Origin of the sequence: Streptomyces sp. CA-181903 (assembly GCF_050937075.1) — a bacterium.
Classification (GTDB): domain Bacteria; phylum Actinomycetota; class Actinomycetes; order Streptomycetales; family Streptomycetaceae; genus Streptomyces.
On the sequence record NZ_JBNJLY010000001.1, the window covers coordinates 135,228 to 158,289 of the forward strand.

Annotated in this window: 20 protein-coding genes and 2 pseudogenes; 12 read left to right on the forward strand and 10 right to left on the reverse strand. The window is 73.3% G+C overall.

The window, feature by feature from the left end; all coding sequences use genetic code 11:
* Positions 1–20: 20 nt before the first annotated feature.
* A complete protein-coding gene (locus ACQEVS_RS00610) occupies positions 21–1,685 on the reverse strand; it encodes a hypothetical protein (protein WP_433013536.1) in 1,665 nt (554 codons plus the stop codon).
* 477 nt (positions 1,686–2,162) lie between these two features.
* Here ACQEVS_RS00610 and ACQEVS_RS00615 point away from each other — a divergent pair.
* Positions 2,163–2,414, forward strand: a pseudogene (locus tag ACQEVS_RS00615) (beta-ketoacyl synthase N-terminal-like domain-containing protein); the annotation flags it as partial.
* Between the two features lie 46 nt (positions 2,415–2,460).
* Here ACQEVS_RS00615 and ACQEVS_RS00620 read toward each other — a convergent pair.
* Together ACQEVS_RS00620 and ACQEVS_RS00625 are read right to left on the reverse strand one after the other, a co-directional pair.
* Positions 2,461–2,958, reverse strand: a complete 498-nt coding sequence (locus ACQEVS_RS00620; protein ID WP_433013539.1) for a hemerythrin domain-containing protein — start codon at positions 2,956–2,958, stop codon at positions 2,461–2,463.
* A 532-nt stretch (positions 2,959–3,490) separates the two neighbouring features.
* Positions 3,491–4,653: pseudogene (locus ACQEVS_RS00625) on the reverse strand (GAF domain-containing protein); the annotation flags it as partial.
* Between the two features lie 90 nt (positions 4,654–4,743).
* Here ACQEVS_RS00625 and ACQEVS_RS00630 point away from each other — a divergent pair.
* The 3 genes from ACQEVS_RS00630 to ACQEVS_RS00640 all read left to right on the forward strand — a co-directional run bounded on the left by ACQEVS_RS00630 (position 4,744) and on the right by ACQEVS_RS00640 (position 9,389).
* Positions 4,744–5,442, forward strand: a complete 699-nt coding sequence (locus tag ACQEVS_RS00630; protein WP_433013542.1) for an alpha/beta fold hydrolase — start codon at positions 4,744–4,746, stop codon at positions 5,440–5,442.
* Between the two features lie 420 nt (positions 5,443–5,862).
* Positions 5,863–6,543, forward strand: coding sequence for a CBS domain-containing protein (locus ACQEVS_RS00635; RefSeq protein ID WP_433013545.1), 681 nt, complete (start codon positions 5,863–5,865; stop codon positions 6,541–6,543).
* Between the two features lie 428 nt (positions 6,544–6,971).
* On the forward strand, positions 6,972–9,389 hold the full coding sequence (locus ACQEVS_RS00640; protein ID WP_433013548.1) for a glycosyltransferase family 39 protein: 2,418 nt from the start codon (positions 6,972–6,974) through the stop codon (positions 9,387–9,389).
* Positions 9,390–9,472: 83 nt separating this feature from the next.
* Here the strand turns inward: ACQEVS_RS00640 and ACQEVS_RS00645 are convergent, their stop codons facing one another.
* On the reverse strand, positions 9,473–10,399 hold the full coding sequence (locus tag ACQEVS_RS00645; RefSeq protein ID WP_433013551.1) for a LysR family transcriptional regulator: 927 nt from the start codon (positions 10,397–10,399) through the stop codon (positions 9,473–9,475).
* 485 nt (positions 10,400–10,884) lie between these two features.
* Between ACQEVS_RS00645 and ACQEVS_RS00650 the strand changes: the two genes are divergently transcribed.
* Positions 10,885–11,790, forward strand: a complete 906-nt coding sequence (locus ACQEVS_RS00650) for an SCO6745 family protein (protein WP_433013554.1) — start codon at positions 10,885–10,887, stop codon at positions 11,788–11,790.
* A gap of 158 nt (positions 11,791–11,948) precedes the next feature.
* Here the strand turns inward: ACQEVS_RS00650 and ACQEVS_RS00655 are convergent, their stop codons facing one another.
* Positions 11,949–13,142 (reverse strand): cytochrome P450, encoded by a 1,194-nt coding sequence (locus ACQEVS_RS00655; protein WP_433013557.1) that lies wholly within the window; start codon positions 13,140–13,142, stop codon positions 11,949–11,951.
* 950 nt (positions 13,143–14,092) lie between these two features.
* On the opposite strand from ACQEVS_RS00655, the gene ACQEVS_RS00660 reads away from it, so the two are divergent.
* Both ACQEVS_RS00660 and ACQEVS_RS00665 read left to right on the forward strand, forming a co-directional pair.
* Positions 14,093–14,548: a Crp/Fnr family transcriptional regulator gene (locus tag ACQEVS_RS00660; RefSeq protein ID WP_433013560.1), complete on the forward strand. Its 456-nt coding sequence runs from the start codon at positions 14,093–14,095 to the stop codon at positions 14,546–14,548.
* A 189-nt stretch (positions 14,549–14,737) separates the two neighbouring features.
* Positions 14,738–15,859 carry a bile acid:sodium symporter family protein gene (locus tag ACQEVS_RS00665; RefSeq protein WP_433013563.1) on the forward strand — a complete coding sequence of 374 codons (1,122 nt, stop codon included), beginning with the start codon at positions 14,738–14,740 and terminating at the stop codon, positions 15,857–15,859.
* A gap of 195 nt (positions 15,860–16,054) precedes the next feature.
* Here the strand turns inward: ACQEVS_RS00665 and ACQEVS_RS00670 are convergent, their stop codons facing one another.
* From ACQEVS_RS00670 to ACQEVS_RS00685, 4 genes are all read right to left on the reverse strand, one after another.
* Positions 16,055–16,699 carry a carbonic anhydrase gene (locus ACQEVS_RS00670; RefSeq protein WP_433013566.1) on the reverse strand — a complete coding sequence of 215 codons (645 nt, stop codon included), beginning with the start codon at positions 16,697–16,699 and terminating at the stop codon, positions 16,055–16,057.
* 159 nt (positions 16,700–16,858) lie between these two features.
* Entirely contained in the window at positions 16,859–17,479 is a 621-nt protein-coding gene (locus tag ACQEVS_RS00675) for a phosphatase PAP2 family protein (RefSeq protein ID WP_433013569.1), read from the reverse strand.
* A gap of 148 nt (positions 17,480–17,627) precedes the next feature.
* On the reverse strand, positions 17,628–18,560 hold the full coding sequence (locus ACQEVS_RS00680; RefSeq protein ID WP_433013572.1) for a M48 family metalloprotease: 933 nt from the start codon (positions 18,558–18,560) through the stop codon (positions 17,628–17,630).
* On the reverse strand, positions 18,557–18,928 hold the full coding sequence (locus ACQEVS_RS00685) for a BlaI/MecI/CopY family transcriptional regulator (RefSeq protein WP_433013575.1): 372 nt from the start codon (positions 18,926–18,928) through the stop codon (positions 18,557–18,559). Before ACQEVS_RS00685 ends, ACQEVS_RS00680 begins: the two co-directional genes overlap by 4 nt.
* 116 nt (positions 18,929–19,044) lie before the next feature.
* Between ACQEVS_RS00685 and ACQEVS_RS00690 the strand changes: the two genes are divergently transcribed.
* The 5 genes from ACQEVS_RS00690 (at position 19,045) to ACQEVS_RS00710 (ending at position 22,772) form a co-directional block, all read left to right on the forward strand.
* On the forward strand, positions 19,045–19,722 hold the full coding sequence (locus ACQEVS_RS00690) for a DedA family protein (RefSeq protein ID WP_433013578.1): 678 nt from the start codon (positions 19,045–19,047) through the stop codon (positions 19,720–19,722).
* Positions 19,723–19,882: 160 nt separating this feature from the next.
* The gene (locus ACQEVS_RS00695; protein ID WP_433013581.1) at positions 19,883–20,443 is read left to right on the forward strand and encodes a hypothetical protein; all 561 of its coding nucleotides are present in this window, start codon (positions 19,883–19,885) and stop codon (positions 20,441–20,443) included.
* A gap of 29 nt (positions 20,444–20,472) precedes the next feature.
* Positions 20,473–20,982 (forward strand): hypothetical protein, encoded by a 510-nt coding sequence (locus ACQEVS_RS00700; RefSeq protein ID WP_433013584.1) that lies wholly within the window; start codon positions 20,473–20,475, stop codon positions 20,980–20,982.
* A gap of 258 nt (positions 20,983–21,240) precedes the next feature.
* Positions 21,241–21,906 (forward strand): TetR/AcrR family transcriptional regulator, encoded by a 666-nt coding sequence (locus ACQEVS_RS00705; protein ID WP_433013587.1) that lies wholly within the window; start codon positions 21,241–21,243, stop codon positions 21,904–21,906.
* A gap of 44 nt (positions 21,907–21,950) precedes the next feature.
* Positions 21,951–22,772 (forward strand): alpha/beta fold hydrolase, encoded by an 822-nt coding sequence (locus ACQEVS_RS00710; protein WP_433013590.1) that lies wholly within the window; start codon positions 21,951–21,953, stop codon positions 22,770–22,772.
* Positions 22,773–22,865: 93 nt separating this feature from the next.
* Here the strand turns inward: ACQEVS_RS00710 and ACQEVS_RS00715 are convergent, their stop codons facing one another.
* Complete coding sequence (locus ACQEVS_RS00715) at positions 22,866–23,021, reverse strand: hypothetical protein (protein WP_433013593.1); 156 nt, start codon at positions 23,019–23,021, stop codon at positions 22,866–22,868.
* Positions 23,022–23,062 lie beyond the last annotated feature (41 nt).

Sequence of the window (23,062 nt, forward strand, 5' to 3'; positions counted from 1 at the left end):
TCGTACGACGCGGCGCCGCTTCACCTGGCCGGTGCCAGGGGCACCGGGGCGACCGGACGCAGGCGTTCGTTCTCCAGCGTGCTGGGCGGGGTGTCCGGGTTGCCCAGCGCGTCCCGGGCGACGGCAAGGGCCTGGTCGCGTACCGGCTGGGGCACGGTGGCGGGGTCGACCGACACCGTGGTCAGCGGCTTCCGGGTCGCGCAGTCGCGCACCGGGTGGTCGCCGGGCCGCCAGCCGGAACCGCGCGTCGCGGCGGGCGCGCCCGCGTCCCACTCCTGGAGTTCGGCGACGTACTCACGGATGTCAGCCACCGGCGTCGGCTCGCCGGGCGCTGTGGAATCGGCCGGGAGCGCGGCGACGAGACGGCTGAACGGGGCCTTGTCCTCGAACGCCTGCTTGGGGATGTCCTTGCGCCGCTTGGTCAGGTAGAACGGCCTGTGCATCAGGAAGACCACCCTGCCGGGGCCGGGCTTGGCGCGCGTGGGGGCGTAGGACGCACGGTGCGGCAGGTGCATGGCGCGGCTCAGCGCGGCCTCGCTCAGGTTGCGGGCCTGGAGGCGGAGCTGCCGGATCTCCTTGGCGCGCTTGAGCGCCTCGGGAACGGCCTTGTTGGAGGGGTTCTTCCTCCCGTACTCCTCGACGCGCTTGATGTCGGCCGCCGCCACCTCGTCCGAGGTGATCTCCGCCCGGGAGGTGCCCAGCCGACGGAATTTGTCCTCCTCCTTCCGGACGCCCCGGACCCACAGCGCCGTGACATCGCTGCCGGTCGTCTTCGTCTCCTCGAGCGAGACGACCGGCTGCTGGAAGAACACCTCACCCGGCTCGGACCCCGCGGGCATCACCGGCTGAAGGATCCGCCTCGCCAGGTCGAGCAGGCCGGGGTACTCGGCGCGCGCGTCCTCGATCTGCTTCTTCACGGCGGCGGACAGCTTGTTCCACTCGCTCTGGTTGCCGGGGGCCCGCCACTTCTCCAGATTGGCGACAGTGGTTCCCGTCTGGGCCAGGAGCAGATCGTTCGCCAGTGCCTCGGGGCTGGTGACCGGGCCCTTGCCCACCGCATGATCGGACATATGGCTGCTTCCCGACAGGTAGTGGACGGCGTGGACCATTTCGTGGGCCAGGCCGATTTCCGGCGCCACACACATGTCGTCGATCAGCAGGCCGCTGCGCGGGCAGAAGACGACGGTAGTGAAAGCGCCATAGCCGGTAAGCGCCTGCTCGCCGAGCGCATGGCCACAGTCATCGAACGCCTGGTTCTGGAGGATGACGAGGTTGACGGTGACAGGCTGGACCGGGCCGCTCACAGAACGGGCTGTGAGCACCCGCGGGTTGATGCCCAGCACCGGTTGGGCCGAGTAGACGCCCTCGAGGGTCCCGTTCGCGCTGGGCAGGGGCCGGCAGGCCCCGAAGAAGGCCACGAGCCGCTTGCCGAGGTGGACCGACTCGATCAGGGAGAGCAGATGGTCGATCTCCGTGACGAACTCGTCCTCGGAGAGCACCGGATGCTCCTGCTGGACGGTCTCGCCGGTCACGTCCTTGAGCCGCCTGGCGGTGACACCGACGTCGGCGCTCACGGCGATGCCGGGACGGATCTCGACGGCCGGCAGCTTGACCCCGTGGTCCCAGTCGATCTCCACCCTGCGCCGCCCGGACGGCTTGGCCGCCGCCCCCTGGCCCAACGTCACGACACTGCCGGAAGAGAAGTCCGGGAGTAACACGCACGCCCCTCAATGCCGCACCGGAGTGCTCTCCGATTATCGCTTCGATTGTCGGAGCACCCACCGGCACTCCCCCGTCGCGCCCATGGCGCCACCGGAAGTTACAGCGCGTGAACGTTACATGTCACGACCGGTCGACGATGTTGGCCGATTATGTGTCGCCCGTCCGAAAAGCAACCATCTCCCACCCGGAGTGACACCGCCGGGACCGCACAGTGCTCCGCGTACGCGGCGGGATGCGTCAAGAAGCCGGGCCGGCCCTGGAGCTGCGCCGCCGACACGGCGGGAGGCAAGCGGCAGGCTCTGCCGTCCCCCCTGCACCCCTTCTCTCCAACAGTTGGCTGATATAGGGGGTTTAACGGATTTCAACACCAGCCGCACCGTCAGGGTGGAAGGAGGTCGATGAGAACGTGCCTGTCTCCCGGCCCGTCCGGAGGGCCTCCCATGCCTTCGTCTGCCACCGGCTCGACCGGCTCGACCGGCTCGTTCGCAGGCTTCGTCGGCGGGGGCGTGCCCTCGGGCGCTGTGGCCGTCGTGGGTGTGGCGTTGCGTCTGCCGGGCGGTGTGTCCTCGCTCGCCTCGTTCTGGGAATTCCTCATAGGAGGCAGCGACGCGGTGGGGACGGTGCCGCCGGACCGTTTCGACGCGGCGCGGTTCACCGTGCCGGATCAGCGGCGGCCAGGGAAGGCGTACACCGCGGCCGGCGCCCCGGGGCGCGGCGCGCCCCCGGCGGCGCGGGAGATCAATCGCTGCCGGAGGCGACCAGGTCGCGCACGTTGTCGATGCTGCCGCAGCCGTCCTTCAGGTATTTCGCCCGTGCTTCGCGGAACGCCTCGCCCAACTGGGCACGACGGTCGTCGGAGACGTTCTCCCGCGCGTCGTTGAGCAGGGTCCGCTCCTCCTCGTCGGCGTGGTGGTTGACCGCTGTCACGAGCTCTTCCAGCTTCTCGTCCCATGCGTCGGAACCGATGTCCTCGACTTCCAGCAGGGCGAGCAGCGCCTCGTTGGCCTCTTGGTGCTCGTGGACGCTGTGGTCGACGTCGTCACCGTCGACGTTCTTGTAGCGGCGCAGGGCCGGATAGACCTCGTCCTCCTCGGCCGAGGCGTGGGCGACGAGGAGATGCGCGAACTCTTCGAGAGCGGCGGCGCGGTCGGCCTCGGCATTGCGCATGGTGCGGAAGAGGTCTTCCATCTTGCGGTGGTCCTGCAGAATGAGTTCGACGACATCGTTGGACGGCACGGGGACTCCTTGATTCCTTGGGCGACGTGACCCGGTGTCGACCAGATACCCCGTATTCCGCAGGTCAGGCTCACGCCTTCGGCGTACGTCCCGGCACCCCGCTCATCGCGAGCCGCGGCCGGAACCGCCCATCGGGATGAGCCGGGAAGCCCCCACCCCGGGGACCTCTGGAAGACGTCCAGGACGGCACCCTCCTCCGCGCCGGCCCAAGCATCCCCCGTGCGGCTCGGCGCGCGCGTCACCGTCGGTCACTCGGCCGCCGAGCCACCGGTCACGCCGTCTCCCCCCTGACGCGGTAACCCGCCACCAGGTCGAGGCTGATGCTCACCGTATGGGCCATCTCTGCCCCCAGTAGACGTACGCGCGGTCCGTACGGACAGGGCCGAACGGCCCTTGCGGCCGGACCGGACGGCTCCGGCCGGGGGCCGCCGGCCCATCTGCGGCCTCCGCCGCGGGACTTCACCCCATCGGACGGCCTCTGTCTACAGGGCGTCGGCCCGCGCGTCCGCCTGCCGCGGGACGGGCCCGCTCGGCCGGAGGGGGCCGACCACTCCAGGCGGGTGCCGCCGCCGGGCGGTACGGCCAGGTCCAGGGTGCCGCCGAGTTCCTCGGCGCGCCGGGCCAGGTTGCGCAGGCCGCTGCGGCGGCCGCCGGCGGGGATGCCGTCGTCGGTGACGGTGAGCACGACATGGGTGTCGGTGACCTTCAGGTTCACCCCGACGCAGGAGGTCGCCGACCATGTGGTGGCCGTGCTGAGCGCCTCGCCCAGCACGGCCACCACATGGTCGGCGACCTCCTGTGCCACGTCCGTGTCCAGCAACCCCTCCATGCTCAGTCGCGGGGCGAAGCCCAGCAGCGGCTGGACCTCGCTCACGGCACGCACCGCGCGGGCGCGCAGGCTCTGGGCGGCGTCCTCCCCGCGGTCCCGGAGACCGAAGATGGTCGCGCGAATGATCTTGACGGTCTCGTCCAGGTCGCCGACCGCGCGCATGACCCGTTCCCCGGCGCCGGGGTGGTCGACGAACCGGGCGGCGCTCTGCAGGGTCATGCCGGTGGCGAACAGCCGCTGGATGGCCAGGTCGTGCAGGCCCCGGGCGATGCGGTCGCGGTCCTCCAGCAGCGCCGACTGCTCTGCGTCGCGCCGCCGCCGGGCCAGTTCCAGCGCCAAAGTGCGGCCTGCTCGGCGAAGCCCAGCAGCGGGCCGATCTCGTCGGAGCTGAACTCCGGCCGCCCGCTCTCGCGCGCCGGCAGCAGGACGCCCTCCACCTTGCCCCGGGCGAAGCCCAGCGGCACCGCGACGGCGGGCCCCAGGCCGTCGGACCGGCGCGGACTCGTGGCGAAGCGGGGATCGGCGGACAGGTCGGGCGTGGCCACCGGCGACGCGTCGGCGAAGGCGGCGCCGGACAGCGTGCCGTCGACGGGCACGGTCAGTCCGCGCCGGGTGGCGGTGTCACCGCCCAGGGCGAACTCCACGGTGAGCCGGCCGGTGTCACCCACCGGCGCGCACACGTCCGCGACCTCCGCCCCGGTGTTCTCCCGGCCCCGCCGGGCGATCAGCTCCAGTACCTCGGTCCGGGAACTGCCGGACAGCAGACTGCGGGTGACCTCGGCGTTGGCCCGCAGCCACGCCTGCTGCCTGCGCGCCTCCCCGAAGAGGCGGGCGTTGTCGATCGCCACGCCCGCGGCCACCGCCATCCGACGCCTGCCTGCATGAAGGCGGCACCGGGGCCTGTATCGAAAATATTTTCGGAGCGATTGTCGATCGCCCCGCTACGCTGCGGCGCCATGGCGAACTACGTGCTGGTTGCAGGTGCGCGGCTCGGATCGTGGGCGTGGGACGAGGTGGTGCCGCATCTGCGAGCGGCCGGCCACGGCGTCCACCCGTTGACGCTGTCCGGTCTCGCCGAGAGGCAAGGTGTGCCGGCCGGGCAGCAGACCCACGTCCAGGACGTTGTCGACGAGGTCGAGCGTCGCAATGTGCGCGATGTCGTCCTGGTAGGTCACAGCTACTCGGGCATCCCGGTCGGTCAGGCCGCCGGGCGGATCGGCGACCGGTTGGCCCGCGTGGTCTTCGTCGACGCCAGTGTTCCGGCCGACGGCGAACCGTTCGTCTCCGCCTGGCCGGACGGTGGGGTGACGGTGAGGGCACAGATCGCCGAAAACGGAGGATTCTGGCCGGTCGTGCCCGCGGCCTACTACAAAGGGCACGGCCTCACCGATGAGCAGATCGCACGGATCGTGGGCAACTCGACGCCGCACCCGGGCGCCACGCTGACCGAACCCGCCGTGCTGGTACGACCGCTCGGTGACCTCCCGGCGACGTACGTCAAATGCACGCTCGGCGACCCCGAACCGAGCGACGACGTGGCCAAGCTGCTGGGCGGCGAGCACTGGCGGCTGATCGAGATGGACACCGGCCACTGGCCGATGTTCTCCCAGCCACGCGAACTGGCGCGGATCCTCCTGGACACAGCCGGGGAGTGACCTCAGCCCTGCGTGCGGGCTCCCTCGTTCGGCGTGCATCATGCGCGCCGGCCACAGCCATCCGTTGACGGCCGCGACGAGGACGGTCGCTTCACAGCGAACCACGGTCTTGGCGCAGCCACGGCCCGGCGTCTACGAGACGGTCGATGCCGTACTCGGCCGCGCAACGCTCGCGGTGGTCGGCCGGGGCGAACCGCGGCAGCCGTCCACCGCCTGACCCACCGCGCAACAGGAGTCCGACCACCACCGGAGCCGGAGAGCAACGTCGTCGGGGCAGGGCCGTCAGGCCCTCCGCGCGGGGACCACCGACAGGACGGTCGGCCCGAGCGCCGCGCGGCGGACGGCCGGGACGCTGAGCGCCAGGGCCGGCGGACAGGTGTCCGAAGCGGCCCGTGGACCGGAAACGAAGGAGTGGCCGCCGTGTACCACCGCACCGTCGGCGAGATCATGACCCACGACGTAGCCCGGGCGCGCCCCGGCACCCCGTACCAGGACCTCGTGACGCTGTTACGGCTGCGCCGCGTGAGCGGCGTCCCGGTGGTCGACCACGACGACAAGGTCGTCGGCGTGGTGTCCGAGGCCGATCTGCTGCGCCTGCGAACCGGCGGCTCGCCGGCGGTCCTGCGGGAGCGGCGGCCCGGGCTTCCGCCGCTGCTCCCGGCGCACCGCCGCCCAAGGGCGGTGCGGGCCCGGCTCGCGGTGACGGCCGCGGCGCTGATGTCGACGCCCGCGATCACCATCCACCCCGGTCAGCGGGCGTCCGACGCGGCACGTGTCATGGACCGGCGCCACGTCAACCGGCTGCCCGTGGTCGACGAGGAGGACCGGCTGATCGGCATCGTCACCCGGCACGACCTGCTGCGCGTCTTCGTCCGGTCGGACGAGGCGATCCATGCGGAGATCACGGAGGTGGCCCTGCCGGCGGTGCGGACCGCGCCGCCGGGCGCGGTGACGGTGTCCGTTCGGGACGGGTTGGTGACGCTCGGGGGCGTGGCGGACGCGGACGGCGTGGCCGCCATGGTCCGGAGCGCCTGGCGGGTGGACGGGGTGACCGGCGTCATCAACCGCCTCACGGTCGGAGGCGGCAGGGGCTCGAACTGATGGTCCGTCATCTCACCATGATGCATGGGCAGTTGCCGCGATCTGCGTGACGGCGCGTTCGCATGCCGGGCCGGAGCCGTGCGCGGGCCCTCGCCGGGCGATCTTCGGGGTGATGCCCCGCCTGCGCATGGTGACGGCGCGCGGCGGTCGGACAGTGACGAACGGGGCCATCCGCTTCCACAGGTCATCACAGACAAGATCGTCAGCCACCCGGCGACCCTGCCCGACGCTATCTCCGGTCCCAGTCGTCGCAGGCGGGCCTGCGATCGGGTGCGGACCACCTCCCGCCGCTGTCAGCATGGGCCGAGCTCCGGGCCTGGTGGGCGCGATGTAACAATTTGGCCGTTTGACGGCGTACGCCTGATGCTGTTTCCCGGAGCCCCGGTGACCGGAGGTGTCCGCCTGCTCGTGAGCGAAGGAAGTGCGTGATGACGACCGCCGGCACTGCCCCCCGGGCCCCGCTGTCCTCTGCGTGGCGTGGGCAGCGGTTGGTGTTCGCCGGGTTCGCCGTGCTGGTTGTGGCGTGTGCGGGGTGGACCCTGTACGGGCGGGACGCCATGGTCGCCACCATTGACGCCTGCCGCGCCGACGGGGCGGGCTGCACCCCGGTGCGGCTCGCGGAGCTGACCTTCGGCTCGCATGGCCGGCTTCGGACGCTCGGCACGGTGGTACTGGCGGTGCCCGCGCTGGCCGGGGCGTTCTGGGGCGCTCCGATGATCACCAGGGTTCTGGAGACCGGGCTCGGGCGGCTGCCCGCCGACGGGCGCGGGAGAGTGCGCTGGTATCTGGCACGGCTCGGCCCGGCTGCCATCGGTACGGCGTCGACGGCGACACTGCTCTCGCTTCTGGTCGCCTGGTGGTGGCAGCCGACTGCCAACACGGCCTACGGTCCGAGCTGGTACGAACCCGTCATCCTGTACGCCACCGGCCCGGCCGCGGTGGCCGCCGCCCTGTTCGGGCTGGCGGCCGGCACCACCGTCGGGCTGCTGGTCAAGCGCACCCTGCCCGCGATGGCCGCCACGGTGACGGTGGTGCTCGGCGTGCGCTGGGTGCTGCACTCCGTACACCGCCTCGCCGTCGCGCCGCGCACCTACACCGCCGCCGGCGACGCCCAGGTGCCGCTGCCCGACGGGGCCTGGTGGACGGGCCGGGGCTATCTGACGGCCGGTGGCGGGCAGGCACCGTGGGCCGCCTGCCCGCCCGAGCAGGGCACCGACACCTGCCTGAGCACGCACGGCTTCACCGGCACCTTCGTCACGGCACACCCGCCGGGCGACTACTGGACCTTCCAGTGGCTCGACACCGCCGTACTGCTGGCCCTCGCCCTCGCCCTGGCCTTCCTCGTGGCGCGGCGGCTGCACCGCGCCGCCCCCACCGCACCGCGGGCCCTGCCCGCTCTGCCGGGCCCCACCGGCAGGAAGTGGCTGGTTCCGCTGGTGCCCGCGGGCGTCACGCTCACGCTCGGGCTATGGGGCCTGGGCCGCGGGGACACCGTGTGGCGTGACGAGGCCGCCACCTGGCAGGTCGCGCATCGTTCGACGGGTGAGATCTGGCACATGCTCGGCGAGGTCGACCTCGTGCACGGCCTCTATTACCTTGTCATGCACGGCCTGTTCGAGGTGTTCGGCGACAGCCTCTACACCCTGCGGCTGCCCTCGGTGCTCGCGATGACCGCGGCCGCCGTCCTCACCTCACTCATCGGCACCCGGCTCGCGGGCCGAGTGGCGGGGATCTGCGCGGGCAGCGTCCTGGCCCTGTTCCCGGTCGTGCAGATGTACGCGCAGGAGGGCCGCTCCTACGCGCTGGTGACCGCAGGTGCCGCCGCCGCGACCTGGCTGCTGGTCCGCGCCGTCGACCGGCCGGAACGGCGGGGCCGGTGGATCGCGTACGCCGCCACCGTGTGGATCACGGCCCTGCTCAACTGGTTCTCATTGTTCGCCGTGGCCGCCCACGCGGTGACACTGCTCCTGGCCCGCGCCGACAAGGCCGTGCTCCGCCGGTGGGCGGCAGCCGCCGTGGCAGCCGTGACCGCGACCCTGCCGCTGATCCTCGCCAGCCGTGCCCAGGCGGGCCAGGTCTCCTGGATCAAACCGCTCGGCTGGTCCACCCTGATCGCCCCGGCCGTACTGCTGCTCGTCGGTGCCGTGTGCGCCCGGGTCCGTGTCCCACACCACGGTGACGGCTCACACCAGCAGTTCACCCTCGCCCGGCTCGCCCTTCCCCTGCTCGCGGTCCCGCAGCTCGCGCTCCTGCTGATCTCAACGGTCAAGCCCCTCTATCTCGACCGCTATCTGCTCTTCACCTACCTCGGCCTGGCCCTGCTGCTCGGCCTCGCCGCGGCCGCCGCGATCCGGACGGCCGCCACCCGCCGCCTCGCCCAGCCATGGCTGCTGCTCCCCATGGCCGCGTGCCTGGCCGTGATGCTCCTGTCGCCCGTCGAGAACCGGGACCGCAGCTCCGACGGCCGTGTCGACGACGTGAACGCCGCCGCCCGTGAGACGGCGTACTACGCCCGGCCCGGCGACGCCGTCCTCTTCCTGCCCGCCGCCCGCCGCGACACCGCGCTCGTGACCCCCTGGGCCTTCGCCGACCTGGACGACATCGCCCTGGAGCAGACCCCCACGAACTCCGGCACCCTCAAGGGCCTCGAACTCCCCGCACAACAGATCCGCGCCGCGATGCTCGCGCGCAAGCGCATCATTCTGGTCACCGACGCGTACGCCGTCGCCCGCCCACCGGGCACGGAACGCGAGCGCACCAAACAACAGGTTCTGGACCACTACTTCCACAAGACGCACCAGACCCAGACCAACGGACGCCGCGTCACCGTCTACGAACGCACCTGACCCTCCGCGAAGCCCAGCCCGAACCGGCGGCGGACCGGGCACGGGCCATGGCCCCTTGCGTATGCGGACGGGGCCGCCGCTGATCATGTCGTGCGGATAGGTCCCGCACGGTGGGTTCCGGTGAGCACGGCTTCGGCGTGCTTGCGGAAGGCGGTGACCAGGCGGCCGCGGTCGCCGGTGCGCGTGGCGAGCACGACCTGGCTCGGTTCGACCCCGTGCAGCGGGACGGTGGTGAGGCCGGGATGCAGTCCGGTCGCGTGGTCGAGGGGCGGGCCGATGGCCACGGCCCGCCCGGCGGCGATGAGTTCGTGTTTGTCCTCAAGGGCTTCGACCAGGGGGCCGTCGGGCGCGGGCCGCCCGTCGGGCCGGGGATCGAGCCGCCAGTAGGCGTTCAGCAGCGGGTCGGACCGGCGTACGTGGGGGATCGGCTCGTCGGCGATGTCGTCGAGGGTGACGGACTCCTCGCCGGCCAGGCGGTGGTCCCGGGGCACGACCAGCACGCGCGGTTCGTCGTAGAGGACGGTGACGCGGAGCCGGTCGGTGGGGAACGGCAGGCGCGTCACCACCGCGTCGACGCGGTGCTCCAGCAGCGCGCCGCGCGAGTCGTTCCAGTCGAGCAGGCGGGTGTGGACCTCGGCGTCGGGATGGTGCTCGCACAGGGCCCGCACGGCCGCGGTGACGACCAGTCCCCTGGTGTAGCCGATGGTGATGCTGCCGGGCCGGGCCGCGGCCCGGGTCTGGGCCAGCGCCTCGGCCGCGGCGCGCAGCAGCCCCTGGGCCTGGGGCAGGAAGACCTCACCGGCCTCGCTCAGCCGGGTGCCGCGCGTGGTGCGGTCGAGCAGGCGGACGCCCACTTGCTGTTCGAGGCGCCGGATCTGCCGGCTCAGCGACGGCTGGGTGGTGTGCAGCGCCTCGGCGGCACGGCCGAAGTGCCGGTGCTCGGCGACCACGGTGAAGCACTGCACCAGCCGGAGGTCGAGATCCACGGGTGCGGGGAAGCGTTCGGACATCACCCGACCCTAACTGGCCTTATACGCATGCTGTATTACGTGTACCGGAACATTCATTGGACTGCGCACTCGTCGCGGCCGCACCGTGGTGACCATGCCGTCGGACAGCGTGACACCGTTTCGTATCGAAATCCCGGACAAGGCCCAAGGGCTACGCGCTGCGGATGGACGAGTACGTCGACGGCGAGCATTACGGCGGCGGCAGCCGGGGCGAGATCCACTGGCCGTTCGGCGCGATGCCGGCGCACGCGTCACGCGGCACCACGCTGCGGCCGGTGACATCCTCGCCGGCGGGCCCGTGGGCACCGGCCGCATCCAGGAGTCGTCCGGCCACCGCCCCTGCCTGGCACCGGGGGACACGGTCCGGATCGACGTGCGGGAACTCGGTGCGGTCTCCGCACGGATTCACCGCGGCGGAACCGCCCTGAGCCACCGGACGCACCAAAGACGACCTTGATCCTTCCACTCGCCGGGAGACCACCGCGATGCATCTCGCCAGCACCTTCGCTCGCGTCGACACGGACCTGCGTGCCGTCCGCGAGGTCAGCCTCACCATCAACGCGACCCACCTGTTCGTCTACTTCATCCCCGAGGCACCGGAAGAGGCCGCCAAGCTGGGCGTGACCGAGCCCGGACCGGCCTACTTCGCGTTCCGGTCGGCCCCGATGGGCGCGGTTCCGTGGCAGGTCACGCTCGCGGCCTTCTACAACTTCAGCCCGCGGTCGGTGCGCGCCATGACAGGCGTGTGGGACACGGCGACGCCGGAGCAGTGGCAGGCCGCTCGCTTCGCAGCCGTCGGTCGTGCGTTGCGGCGCGTCGACGTGGGCCTCACCGCCGAGCGGATCGCCGAGGCACGATCGCTGATCGACCCGGTCGTCGCGAGCGCCGACTACGCCGGGAAGACGATGGCCGCCGCCAACGCCTCGGTCCCCCTGCCCGCCGATCCGCTCGTCGCGCTGTGGCAGCAGATCACGGTGCTGCGCGAGTGGCGCGGCGACGCGCATATCACCGTGCTCGCCGCCAACGGCCTCGGGCCGTGCGACTGCACCCTTCTGCAAACCGCGACGGGTCACTTCCCGGAAGCGATCGCGCGTGCCACCCGGCTGTGGGACGACGAGGAGGTGGCCGCGGCGACGGCACGCCTCGTCGCACGCGGCTGGCTCGACGCCGACGGCACCGCGACCGATGCCGGCGTCGCGGCGCGCGAGCGGATCGAGACCGAGACCGACGAGCACTGCTCGGCGCTGTGGACGCCGATCGGCGACGCCGGCGTCCGTCGCCTCACCTCGCTCATCATGCCGGTCCACGACGCGTTCACCGCGACCGGGACCTACCCCTTCCGCGTGGAGACGGCCGCCAGGCGGCCCGCCGATCCGGAGGCCACCGGGTAGGGCCCGTTCTCAATGCGGCCGCGGCGAACGGACACGCGGCGCAGGGTGACGCCGGGGCCGGCGACCGGACCTTGAGCCGGGGGCGCGCCGCGCGTGCCATATCCCGGCGTAGTCACCAAGCCACCCGTCACCCGCCACCCATCACACGCCCCCACCCCTCACCACTCGACCAGGAGCCGGGCCGGGGCGATGACGTTGAGGCCCGGTTCGGGGACGTGCGGCTGGTCCGGGACCAGGCGGAGCCCCGGGTGGCGGCGCAGCAGGGTCGTGACCGCGGTGCGGACGGCGGTGCGGGCGAGGTGGGCGCCGAGGCAGTAGTGCAGGCCGTGGGAGAAGTGCAGGCTGGCGCCCAGGCCAGGGCGGGTGGGGTCGTCCTCGTCGGGGTGGGCGAAGCGCCTCTCGTCCCGGTCGGCGGAGGCGATCATGGCCCACAGGGCGGCGCCGGCCGGGATCGGGACGCCGGACAGTTCCGTGTCGGCGGCGGCCGTGCGGAACACGCCGAGGGCGGGCCCGCGGCGGCGCATCGTCTCGGCGAAGCGGGCGTCGAACCGCGCGGGGTCGGCCGACAGCGCGTCGCGGCGGCGGGGGTCGCGCAGCAGTTCGTCGCACACGACGGTGAGCGCGTAGCCGGTGGGGCCGATGCCCGCGGTGACGATGTCGAAACTGATCAGGCTGATCAACTCCCGCTCGCTGTAGGCGTCCTGGGCGACGAGGTGGCTGACGAGGTCGTCCCCCGGATGCCGCTCGCGGTCGCGCAGGGTGGCGGAGAGGTAGGTCTCCCACTCCCGGACGTCGCGCGCGTAGGCGAGTTGGCGGTCGGGAGGCGGGCTGCCGAAGAAGAACTCGCTGACGGCGCGGTGGTAGCGCACGATCCGGTCATGGTCCTCGGCGGGGAACCCGGCCAGATCCATGATGAGGGCGGTGGCGAACGGCCGGGCGTAGTCGGCCGCGAGGTCGGACGGCGGCGTGGCGGGGAGCCGGTCGGCCTGGCGGACGGCCGCGCGCCGGATCCGGGGTTCGAGGCGGGCGACGGCCTGGGCGGTGAAGAAGGGGGCCGCGGGCCTGCGGAGCCGGTCGTGGGTGGGACGGCCGTCGAATCCCATGTTGGGCGCGGTGAAGGTGGCGCTCTCCTCCAGGATGCCGCGTACGGCGGGCGGGTAGGCACCGAGGATGACGGAACGGGTCGAGGCCGGGAACAGTTCGGCGTCCTTGAGGATCCGGAGCACGTCCTGATGGCGGGTGACGATCCAGACGTCCAACTCCTCGCTGAAGAACACCGGTGCCTCGTCGCGCAGTCGCCCGAGCAGGCCGTGCGGGCCTCCGGGGGACGGCGTGAGGAGAGCCGCGGACACGGCGGCGGATGTCAGGGCCGGGCAGTGTGCCACGGCGGGGCCGGCCCTTCCGTCGGGCATGGGACAGGACGTCTCGCTCATCCGCACACTCCCCCGTACGAGGACGGCAGGACCCGGGAGGTGCCGTCCGGACCGTCGAGTCTCGCAGCCCGGAGCCCGGTCAGGGGCCAGGGCGGGGGCCCGGGCGCCTCCCTGGCTCACGGCGGCCGGGCCCGTTCCGCCGGTGTGGGTGGGGGTCCACGCAGACCACGTGCTCACCGCCGTGACGAGCCGCCCACCCGTCGGCCGCGGCGGCGGCCGCGCGCCTCCCGTCTCGCCGGACGCGCCCCTCCTTCTCGCGGACGGTGAACGGGCCGCGCCGTCCGGTCGCCCGCGTCATCGTCCGTAGCCGCCCTGATCGTTCCCGTCTCCTCCCCGAAGCGGCGGGGATGACCCGGTGGACACACCCCAGCGGACCCCGGGCCCTCCCTCCGGCAGCCGCCCGCAGCCCGTTCGGTCCCCTCCGGCCCCGGCGGCGACCGCGCCCGCCCGAGCGCCCTCCCCCACCCGGTCCCCGACCATCCTTCCGCGGCCCGAAGGTCCCCGTCCGCGCCGGGACCGGCGGTCCCGCACTTCATCCTGGCGAACGTCACCCCGTGCTGGGGGACGCGGCCTTCCTGACGGGCCCGGCCGAGCGGACCCGCGCCGTGTGGGGCGCCGTGACGGCGCTGATCCCGGGCGCCCTCCCGTTCGGCGCGTGCCCGGAACCGCCCGCGAACGTCAGCGCGCGCCCGCGCCACCATCGCCGCGCCCGCGCTGTCAAGAGGGACCCCCGTCCCCTCCCCCGTACCGTCCGGCCCTGGCCGACGGGTCCGCGGACCGGCAGGCTGGAGCACGAACCGGCCGGACGGGCCGCGGCGGCGAAGGACAGGTCCGCGGCGCGTCATCCCCCGAGGGAGGGACGGACCACGATGAGGCGTACGGGTTTGCTTGCCGCCATCCCCGAGGGGCCCCGGGAGCGGCTGACGGCACTGGGCCGTGAGGTGTCGTTCCCCGCGGGCACCCGGATCTTCGAGGAGGACGGCCGGGCCGACCGCTTCTGGGTCATCCGCACCGGCAGCGTCAGCCTCGACCTCCATGTGCCCGGGGGCCGGGCGGCGGTCGTGGAGACCCTGGGCGCGGGCCGGCTGCTGGGCTGGTCCTGGCTGTGCCCGCCGCACCGCTGGCACCTGGGCGCCGAGACCATGAGCCCCGTGCGCGCCTGGGAGTTCGACGGGTCGCGGGTGCTGGACCTCTGCCGGACCGATCCGGAACTCGACCACGCCCTCCTCTCCTACGTCGTCGGCGTCATGGGCCACCGTCTGCGGTCGGCCAGGAGCAGGCTGCTCGACCTGTACGGGCCGTACGGCAGCCGTCGCACGGCCTGACGCCCCCGGCCCCGGGCCGTCACGCGCGGCGCGCCGAGCGCGCACGGGACCCGTCCCCCTCCCCCGAGTGGGGTGTCCGAGGGCGGGACCAACGTTGGCTTGACGCCCCGTCAGGGCGGGACCGGACCGGCGTCAACTCTCTCCCGCACCCGGCGGGCATGGCGCCGCGTCACCAATAGACTCTCCTGCGTGACGACTGTCGTGAAGGCCGTGAAGGCCGCGCAGCGGTGGCTGCTCGGCCTGATGCTGGCCTGCTATGTACTGGCCGGTGTGCTCCCGGCCCCCGGCGAGGCGCTCCGCGCGGCGGCGCTTCCCGCTCCCGTGGGGTCGGGGGAACTCACCGTCCCCATGGTCTTGTTGGCGGTCATGCTGTTCAACGCGGGCCTGGGGGTCCGTCTCGCCGAGTTGCGGGTGGTGGTACGGCGGCCGGTGCGGCTGGTCTTCGGTGTCGCCGTCAACGCTTTGCTGCCCCTGCTCGTGCTCCCGCTGGTCGCCCTCGCCTTGCGCGTCTGGCCCGATCAGGCCGAGGCGGAGGGGCTGGTGGTCGGGCTCATGCTGGTGCTGGCGATGCCGATCGCGGGCGGTGCCGCCTCCTGGGGCCAGAACGCGGGCGGGAACGTCCCCTTGGTCGTCGCGATGGTCATCGGTTCGACCCTGCTCAGCCCGCTCACCGTGCCGCTCGGGATGCACGTGGCCGGCGGGCTGGTGGGTCCCGGCGGTGCCGGCGCCCTGGACGACACCACCAAGGTCGACGTCATCGCCCGTACCGGGGCCGGGGTGTTCACCCTCGTGTCGGTGGTGCTGCCGTGCCTGCTGGGCGTCCTCGTGCGGATGCTGCTCGGCGAGGAGCGGGTCCGCCGCGTCCTGCCCGCAGTCAAGGCGGTCAACCTCGTGAACATCCTGCTGCTGTGCTACATCAACGCCGCCGGCGCCCTGGGGCAGGCACTCGCCCACCCGGACCCCGATCTGCTGGTGCTCGCCCTCGTCCTGTCCGGCGCGGTGTGCTGCCTGGCCTTCTACTGCGGCCGGTGGCTGTCGTGCTGGACGCGCTGCGACCGGCCGGACGGCATCTCCCTCACCTTCGCCACCGGCATGAACAACAGCAGCGCCGCCGCCGTGCTGGCCGCCTGCTGGTTCTCCCACCGCCCCGAAGTGCTGCTGCCGATCCTCTCCTACAGCCTGCTGCAGAAGATCGTCGCCGGAGCGGCGGGCACCCCGCGTCGGCCCCGCCCGGACGCGGCCCTCCCCGCCTCGGTCCTTCCCGCCGCCGCGCGGACGGCGCCACCGTCGGCGTCCGGGCGTCAGGGCTGAGTCACGCGAAGGAGTCGTTCCCCTTTTTCGCCGACGGTGGCCGGCCACCCGGACGGGGGCCCGGCGCCGACCGCCGCGCCGTCCCCGATCGTGGATCGTGGATCGCGGGCGTCAGCGGCGGCGCCCCCGCCCTGGTGCGCGCCGGCGCGATCGACGCCGACCGGCCCCCTCAGCGGGAGCGGGCATCCCGGCCGGTCAGGCGGCCACGCCGGCCGCCACGTCGTCGAGACCGCGGGCGGTCACCAGCCGGGCGGTGCCGTCGGCCAGCCGGTAGGACAGGCCCACGACCGCTGCCCGTCCGGCGTCCACCGCCTCCGAGAGGACGCGGGAGCGGTCCAGCAGCAGGTCCACGGTGTGCCGTATGTGCTCGGCGATGAAGTCCTGGTCCTCCGTGCCCCCGGCCGCGCGCACGGCCAGCACGCTGGGGGTCACCCGCTCGATCACGTCGCGCACGTAGCCGCCGGCCGTCGTGCCGTCCTCGACGGCGGAGCGGGTGGCCGCGACCGCGCCGCACGCGTCGTGGCCGAGCACCACGACCAGGGGCGCGCCGAGCACGCTCACCCCGTACTCGATGCTGCCCAGCACCTCGGGGCCCATGACGTGCCCGGCGGTGCGGACGACGAACAGGTCGCCCAGTCCGCGGTCGAAGATGATCTCGGCCGCCAGGCGCGAGTCCGAGCAGCCGAAGAGCACGGCGAAGGGGCTTTGGGCCGGAGCGACCTCGGTGCGGCGGGCGGCGTCCTGGTTCGGATGCTGGGGCGTCCCCGTCACGAACCGCTGGTTGCCCGCCAGCAGCGTCTCGAAGGCGTCGCGCGGCGTCGGAATCTGGGCATGCGTCATAACCGCAGGTTACGACCTTGACCGGCGGCCTGCCCAGACACCCCCGCCCGGCGCTTCCCGGGGCAGGAGCGGCCGGCCCCTCCCCACCACCGGCCACTCGCGTGCGGGGCTCCGTCCGGCGCCCCGCGACGGCGGTGCTTCGAGGCGGTCCGGACGGGATCAGGCGGCTTGGAGGAGCGAGCGTGCCCGGCCGCCGCGCAGCCTGGAGACGGTCTGGGCGACCGGGCGGCGCGCGACCGCCACGGTGGCGACTCCGAGGACGACGCCGACGAGCGCTCCCGCGAGGACGTCGTGGGGGTAGTGAGCGCCGACGTAGACCCGTGACGCGGCCATCAGGATCGCCGCCGGCCAGGCGAGTGCCGCCAGGCGCCGGTCGATCAGCAGGAGTCCGGCCGCCACGGCGAACGCGACGGTGGTGTGGTTGCTGGGGAAGGCGTAGTCGTTCGCCGCCGGGCATGCCTCGATGAGGAAGTCGTGCGGCAGGGCCCGGCAGGGACGGGCCTCCTGGAAGAGGGACTTGACCCCGTCGTCGACGAGGTAGGCGATGACGACGGCGACCGGGGTGACCAGGGCGGCGGCCATCGTGCGTGCGTCTCGGCGGCGGGCCAGCCACCAGCCGGCCAGCAGGAACAGGCCGAACAGGGCGACGCCGTACGTCGTGTAGAGCGACACCGCGCCGTTGAGCCAGTGCGTCCGGTGCGCGAAGTCGGTGACGTCGGTGTACAGGCCGCCGTCTATCGCGGCTCCGTCGAGGCCGGGCGCGCCGGAAGCGGTCGTCATCGTCTGCGGTTTCCCATCGTGCGGAGGGTGCGGTCCCGCGTGGTCGCGGGGTACGCGGGAAGGGTGCGGTCACCGATCGGGTGACTACACGCCGGTAGACGATAGCGGTGGACGTGCGGTTCCGTGCGGCCGCGTCCGGCGACGGGGATCAGCGGGCGGCTTCCCCCTGGGCGACCTCGACCTTGTGGTGGAAGCCGGCCATGCCGGCCGTCGACGCGCAGAGGGAGGCGGCGGCGCAGGCGGCCAGGAGGAGGGCGACCCAGGGTGCGGCCCGGCGGCGTCCTGGCGCCGGTGCGGCGAGGAGGGCGGCGACGCGGCGCGGGACGGGCCCGGTCGTCACCGCCGGCGCCACGGCCGGCCGCTCGGGCCGGCGGGTGCCCGAGGCGAGGGCCGCTCGGGCGATGGCGCGGGCGGTCAGCCGCCGGTCGCCGACGGTGGCGGCAGCGGCTTCGTCGGCGGCGCGCTCGGCCGCGTACCGGATGGCGTCACGGACGGCGCGCAGGGCCGGGTGGCAGTGCGCGGCCAGTTCCGCCGCGGCCAGGAAGTAGCGGTGGCGGTAGGCGTTGTGGGCGCGTTCGTGGGCGAAGAGGACCTCGCGCTCGGCCGCGTCGAGGCTGCGGATCATCGCCGTGGTGACCACCACACGGCCGGGCCTGCCGGGCAGCGCGTAGGCGTCCGCGTGCGGCGAGTCCACGACGCACAGATCCCCGGCCGCGGGGCGGCGGCCGGCCTCGGCCCGAGCGGCGCGCAGCATCCGCACCTGGCGCACGGTGTGGCGGGCCAGCGCCCAGGCCCCGACGGCGATCAGACCGGCCGCGGCCGCGGCCGACGGCACGGCGACGGCGTCCCAGGGGGTGCGCAGGGGGTGGACGAGCTCTCCGAGCGACGCGAAGAGCGGCAGTTTCAGCAGGCCCGTCAGGGCCAGGGCGCCCAGGGCGATCACCGAGCCGCCGGCCAGCGCCAGCGCCGCGAGGGTCAGCACCCACACCGCGGAGGCGGGGGCCAGCCGCCGCGCGGTGCGCTCCGCGGGCGCCGGCGTCAGGAAGGGGAGCAGGAGGGGAAGCAGGAGGAGGGTCGTCATCGGCCGTCCGCTTCCAGGAGGTCCCTCAGGAGCTGTTCGTCGTCGGGGCTGAGCCGGGCGACGAAGCGGGCCAGGACGGTCTCGCGGTCGGCGTCCCGTTCGAGTTCGCTGTGCATGCGCAGGGCCGTGAGGCCCGGGGCGTCCTGGACGGGGAAGTACGCGAAGCCGCGGCCCTGCCGTCGGCGTCCGGCTATGCCCTTGTCGTGGAGGCGGGTGAGGGTGGTGGTGACCGTGGTGCGGGCCGGGTCGTGCGGGAGGGCCGTCTGCACCTCCGCCGGGGTCAACGGGGTGCCCGCCGCCCACAGGACGGCCAGGACGCCGGCTTCCAGCTCGCCCGCCGGCCTGCGCTCGTCCTTCATGTTCGTCATGGGAACGTTCCTCACCCTGCCATCGTCTACAGGCCAGTAGACCGTCTATATGCTTGTAGTCATTCGGGGTGCCGTGTGCGCCGCCCGGCCCCCCATTATGGAAGGGTTCCGCGAGGATGTTCGCACCCTTGTTCACGACGGCGTCCCCATTCGCCGTCAACGTCCTCGACGCCCGGTCGCTCCTCGGCGCGTTCGGTGTGCTCGGGGTCGGCATCGTGCTGTTCGCCGAGACGGGCCTGCTGATCGGGTTCTTCCTGCCCGGCGACTCGCTGCTGTTCACCGCCGGCCTGCTGTGCACGGGCTCCTCGGCCACCGGCGTGCACCTGTCACTGGCACCGCTGCTGATCGCGGCCGCCGCGGGGACGCTGGCGGGTTCGCAGTGCGGCTATCTGATCGGCAGGAAGGGCGGCGGCGCCCTGCTCGCCCGGAGCCGCTCGGCCCGGCTGCACGAGGGCGCCCGGCGGGCGGAGGAACTGCTCGGCCGGTACGGGTTCGCCAAGGCGATCGTGCTGGCCCGCTTCGTCCCCGTGGTCCGCACGGTACTCAACCCCATGGCCGGCGCCTTGGGCGTGCCGACGCGTTCGTTCACGCTCTGGCAGGCGGCCGGCGGGCTGCTGTGGACGGTGGGGCTGACCCTGGCCGGTTACGCACTGGGGTCCTCCGTCCCGAACATCGACCACTACCTCCTCCCCGCCGTCGCCCTGATCGTCGTGCTCTCCCTCCTGCCGCTCCTGGCCGAGCTCCTGCGCTCCCGCCGCGCCACGGCCGCACGGCGGAGCGCCGCGGGCGAGTGACGGAGCGGCGCACGGCGACCGGGGCGGCCCTCACCACCGTGCCGCTCGTCACGGTCCACGCGATCCGGATCCCCGCCCTCCAGGCAGGGCAAAAGGGATAAACTTCCTTCATAGCGCATTTCAAGAGCGCACGTCACTACTCCGTGAGGAGCGTGTGCCCATGTCTACGGGAACGCTTCTGGCGATCATCATTCCTGTCGTCGTGGTGGCCGCTCTGGCCGCCGTGGCGGCCTCGACGCTGACGCGGCGCCGCCGCCTCCGTGCCCGCTTCGGCCCGGAGTACGACCGGACGGTCGAGGGCGCCGACAGCCGGCTCGACGCCGAGCGCGAGCTCAGGGCTCGTGAACGGCGGCACGACGCACTGGAGATCAAACCGCTGCCCCCGGCCTCCCGGGACCGGTACGCCCGGGAGTGGAGCGGCGTTCAGGAGGAATTCGTCGACCGGCCGGAGGACGCGGTGCACGACGCCGACCGGCTGGTGACGTCCCTCATGCGCGAGCGCGGATACCCGACCGAAGGATTCGAACAACAGACGAAGGACCTGTCGGTTCAGCACGGTGCCACGCTGGAGCACTACAGGGCCGCACACGAGGTCGAAGCCCTCTCCACGCACAGCCGGGCCACGACCGAGCAACTGCGGGGCGCCATGGTCCACTACCGCACCCTGTTCGAGGAACTCCTCTCCGACGGCGGCGGCCGGGCGCAGCCCTCCCGCTCCTGACACCGATCAAGGCCGCATGGAGGAACACCATGCACATCAACGAGGAACCGGACCGCACGACCGGCCTGTCCACCGACGACCTCGCCCAGCCGGCCGGCACCGGGACGGAGAGGGAGGCCCCGCCCTCGGAGGCTCCCCTCTACCCGGGTGAAGGCGCGGTGCCGGAGGAGGTCGGCCCGGCCGACGACGAACCGGCCACCGACGCGACCACTGCCGAGGACCGGGGCGGAGCCGCGACGTCCGGCGCCGCCGGCACCTCGGACGACGAGACTCCGCAACTGCTGACGGACGACGAGGAGCGCGGCTTCCGTGACCGCTGGCAGGACATCCAGACCAGGTTCGTGGATGACCCCCGCGAGGCGGTGCACGCGGCCGACGCCCTGGTCGCGGACGTCATGCAGACCTTGGCCTCCACTTTCGCCGAGCACAAGAAAGGACTCGAGGCCCAATGGGACCAGGGCGACCGGATCGACACGGAGGAACTGCGCGGAGCACTGCGGCGCTACCGTTCCTTCTTCAACCGGCTGCTCAGCACATGAGAAGTTGAAAAGCGCCGCCGGGCGCGGCCTGTCCAGGCGGTGAGGGGGCGTCGCGCCGATGTCCCGGGTTCTCGCCCGGGCACATCGGCGCTTTCGGGGGGGGCGGCCGGGAGGGACGAGGTCGCGGGCGGGAGCCGGCCGGGAGGACGAGGCCGCGGGCGGGGCCTGCCGGAATCTGCCGCTCGGCTCTTGACCACGCCCGGACACCGCTCGGAAACTTGGAGAGGTCTCCAAGTTTCCGGGGAGGGCGTGGGGCGTATGCAGTCGGCCGAAGGAGGGCTGCGGGAGCGGCGGAAGGCGCAGCGGCGGGCCCGGATCCTCGACGCCACGCGCGAACTCCTGCGGGAGAGCCCGGAGTCGGTGCTCAGCGCCGAACGGATCGCCCGGCGGGCGGGGGTCGCCCCGGCCACCGTCTACAACCTGATCGGACCGCGCGACAAGATCTGGGAGGCGCTCGCCGCCGGCTTCATGGACCGGCTGGAGCGGCGCCTGGCGGCGTCGGCGCGGGGAGCCGCCGACGGAGCTACCGAGAGGGCAGCCGAAGGAGCCGTCGACCCGCGGCACGTCGTGGGGGCGACCGTCCGGCTGTTCGTGGACGATCCGGTCGTCTCGCGCCGCATGGTGCGCGAGTGGGAGGCGAGCGGCCTGGTGTTCCGCCGCAGCCCGCTCACCCAGCTCCGCCGCGCGATGGCGGACGCGCGGGCCCGGGGCCTCCTGCGCGCCGATATCGACACGGACGCGCTGGCCGCCGCCGTCGCCACCTCGTGCGTGGGTGCGCTGCACCAGTGGGTCGCCGGTCTGATCGACGACGACCGATTTCACGACCGTGCCGTGTTCGCGCTGGACGTCGCGCTCGCCGCGGCGGCCGCGGCCCCTCACCGCGACCGGTTCCTGGCGCCGCTCATCGCCCAGGGCGCGGCATGACGCCCGGCGCCCGCCCCCACCCCCTTCCCCATCCCCGGAGTTTCGTGGGCGGCGGCGGGATCCGGCTCGCCGCGGACGTGTGGGGCGCGGCGTCCGCGCCGCCCCTCCTCCTGTTCCACGGCGGCGGCCAGACGCGGCACGCCTGGCGCCGGGCCGGCCCTCGACTGGCCGCGCTGGGGTGGCGGGTCGTCGCGCCGGACCTGCGCGGGCACGGCGCCAGCGGATGGTCACCCGACGGTGACTACGACCTCGGCCTGTTCGCCGAGGACGTCCGGGCGCTCGTCGCCGCACTCGGCGACCGGCCGGTGCTGGTGGGGGCCTCGCTCGGCGGCCTGGGTTCGCTGCTCGCCGCCGGGGAGGCGCCCCGGGCGGCCGTACGCGCTCTGGTGCTCGTCGACGTCGCCCACCGTCCCGACCCCCGCGGGGTCCGCCGGATCGTCGCGTTCATGCGCGGCCGGCCCGACGGCTTCGCCGGCCTCGCGGAAGCGGCCGCGGCGGTCTCCGCCCATCTGCCGCACCGCCCGCGCCCGGACGACGCCGAGGGGATGCGGAAGAACCTGCGGCGCCACGGCGACCGCTGGGTCTGGCACTGGGACCCCCGGATGCCGGAGAGCTTCGCGGGACGGATGGACCCGCCCGGCATGGCCGACCGCCTCCTCGCCGCCGCGCGCCACGCCGACGTACCGATCCTGCTCGTCCGCGGCGGGCTCAGCGACGTGGTGCGCGAGGACATCGCCCAGCAGTTCTGCGACGCGGTCCCCCGGGCGCGACGCGTCGATGTCGCCGGCGCGGGACACATGGTGGCCGGCGACCGGAACGAGCACTTCATCGACGCGATCGTCCCGTTCCTGGCCGAGGTCGGATGAGAACGGAGCCGCCGATGCCCCCAGTGCCCCCACAACTACCGCTACAACCCTTGAGTTGAGGCGGATTGACGAGCATCCCACGCCGGCCGTCCGTCACCCGAGCAGCGAGCTGGCCGACCCCCGCGCGGACCGGGAGCGGCACATGTCGCGGGTGATGTTGACGCGCTTGAGCCGGCGGTCGCGGCCGCCGTAGGCGGCGGCGAACGGTCTGCGGCCGTGCACGGCCTGGTAGTTGTCGACGAACAGCATCGAGCCCGCTCCCAGGGCGACGTGCCGCAGCCCTTCCTCGA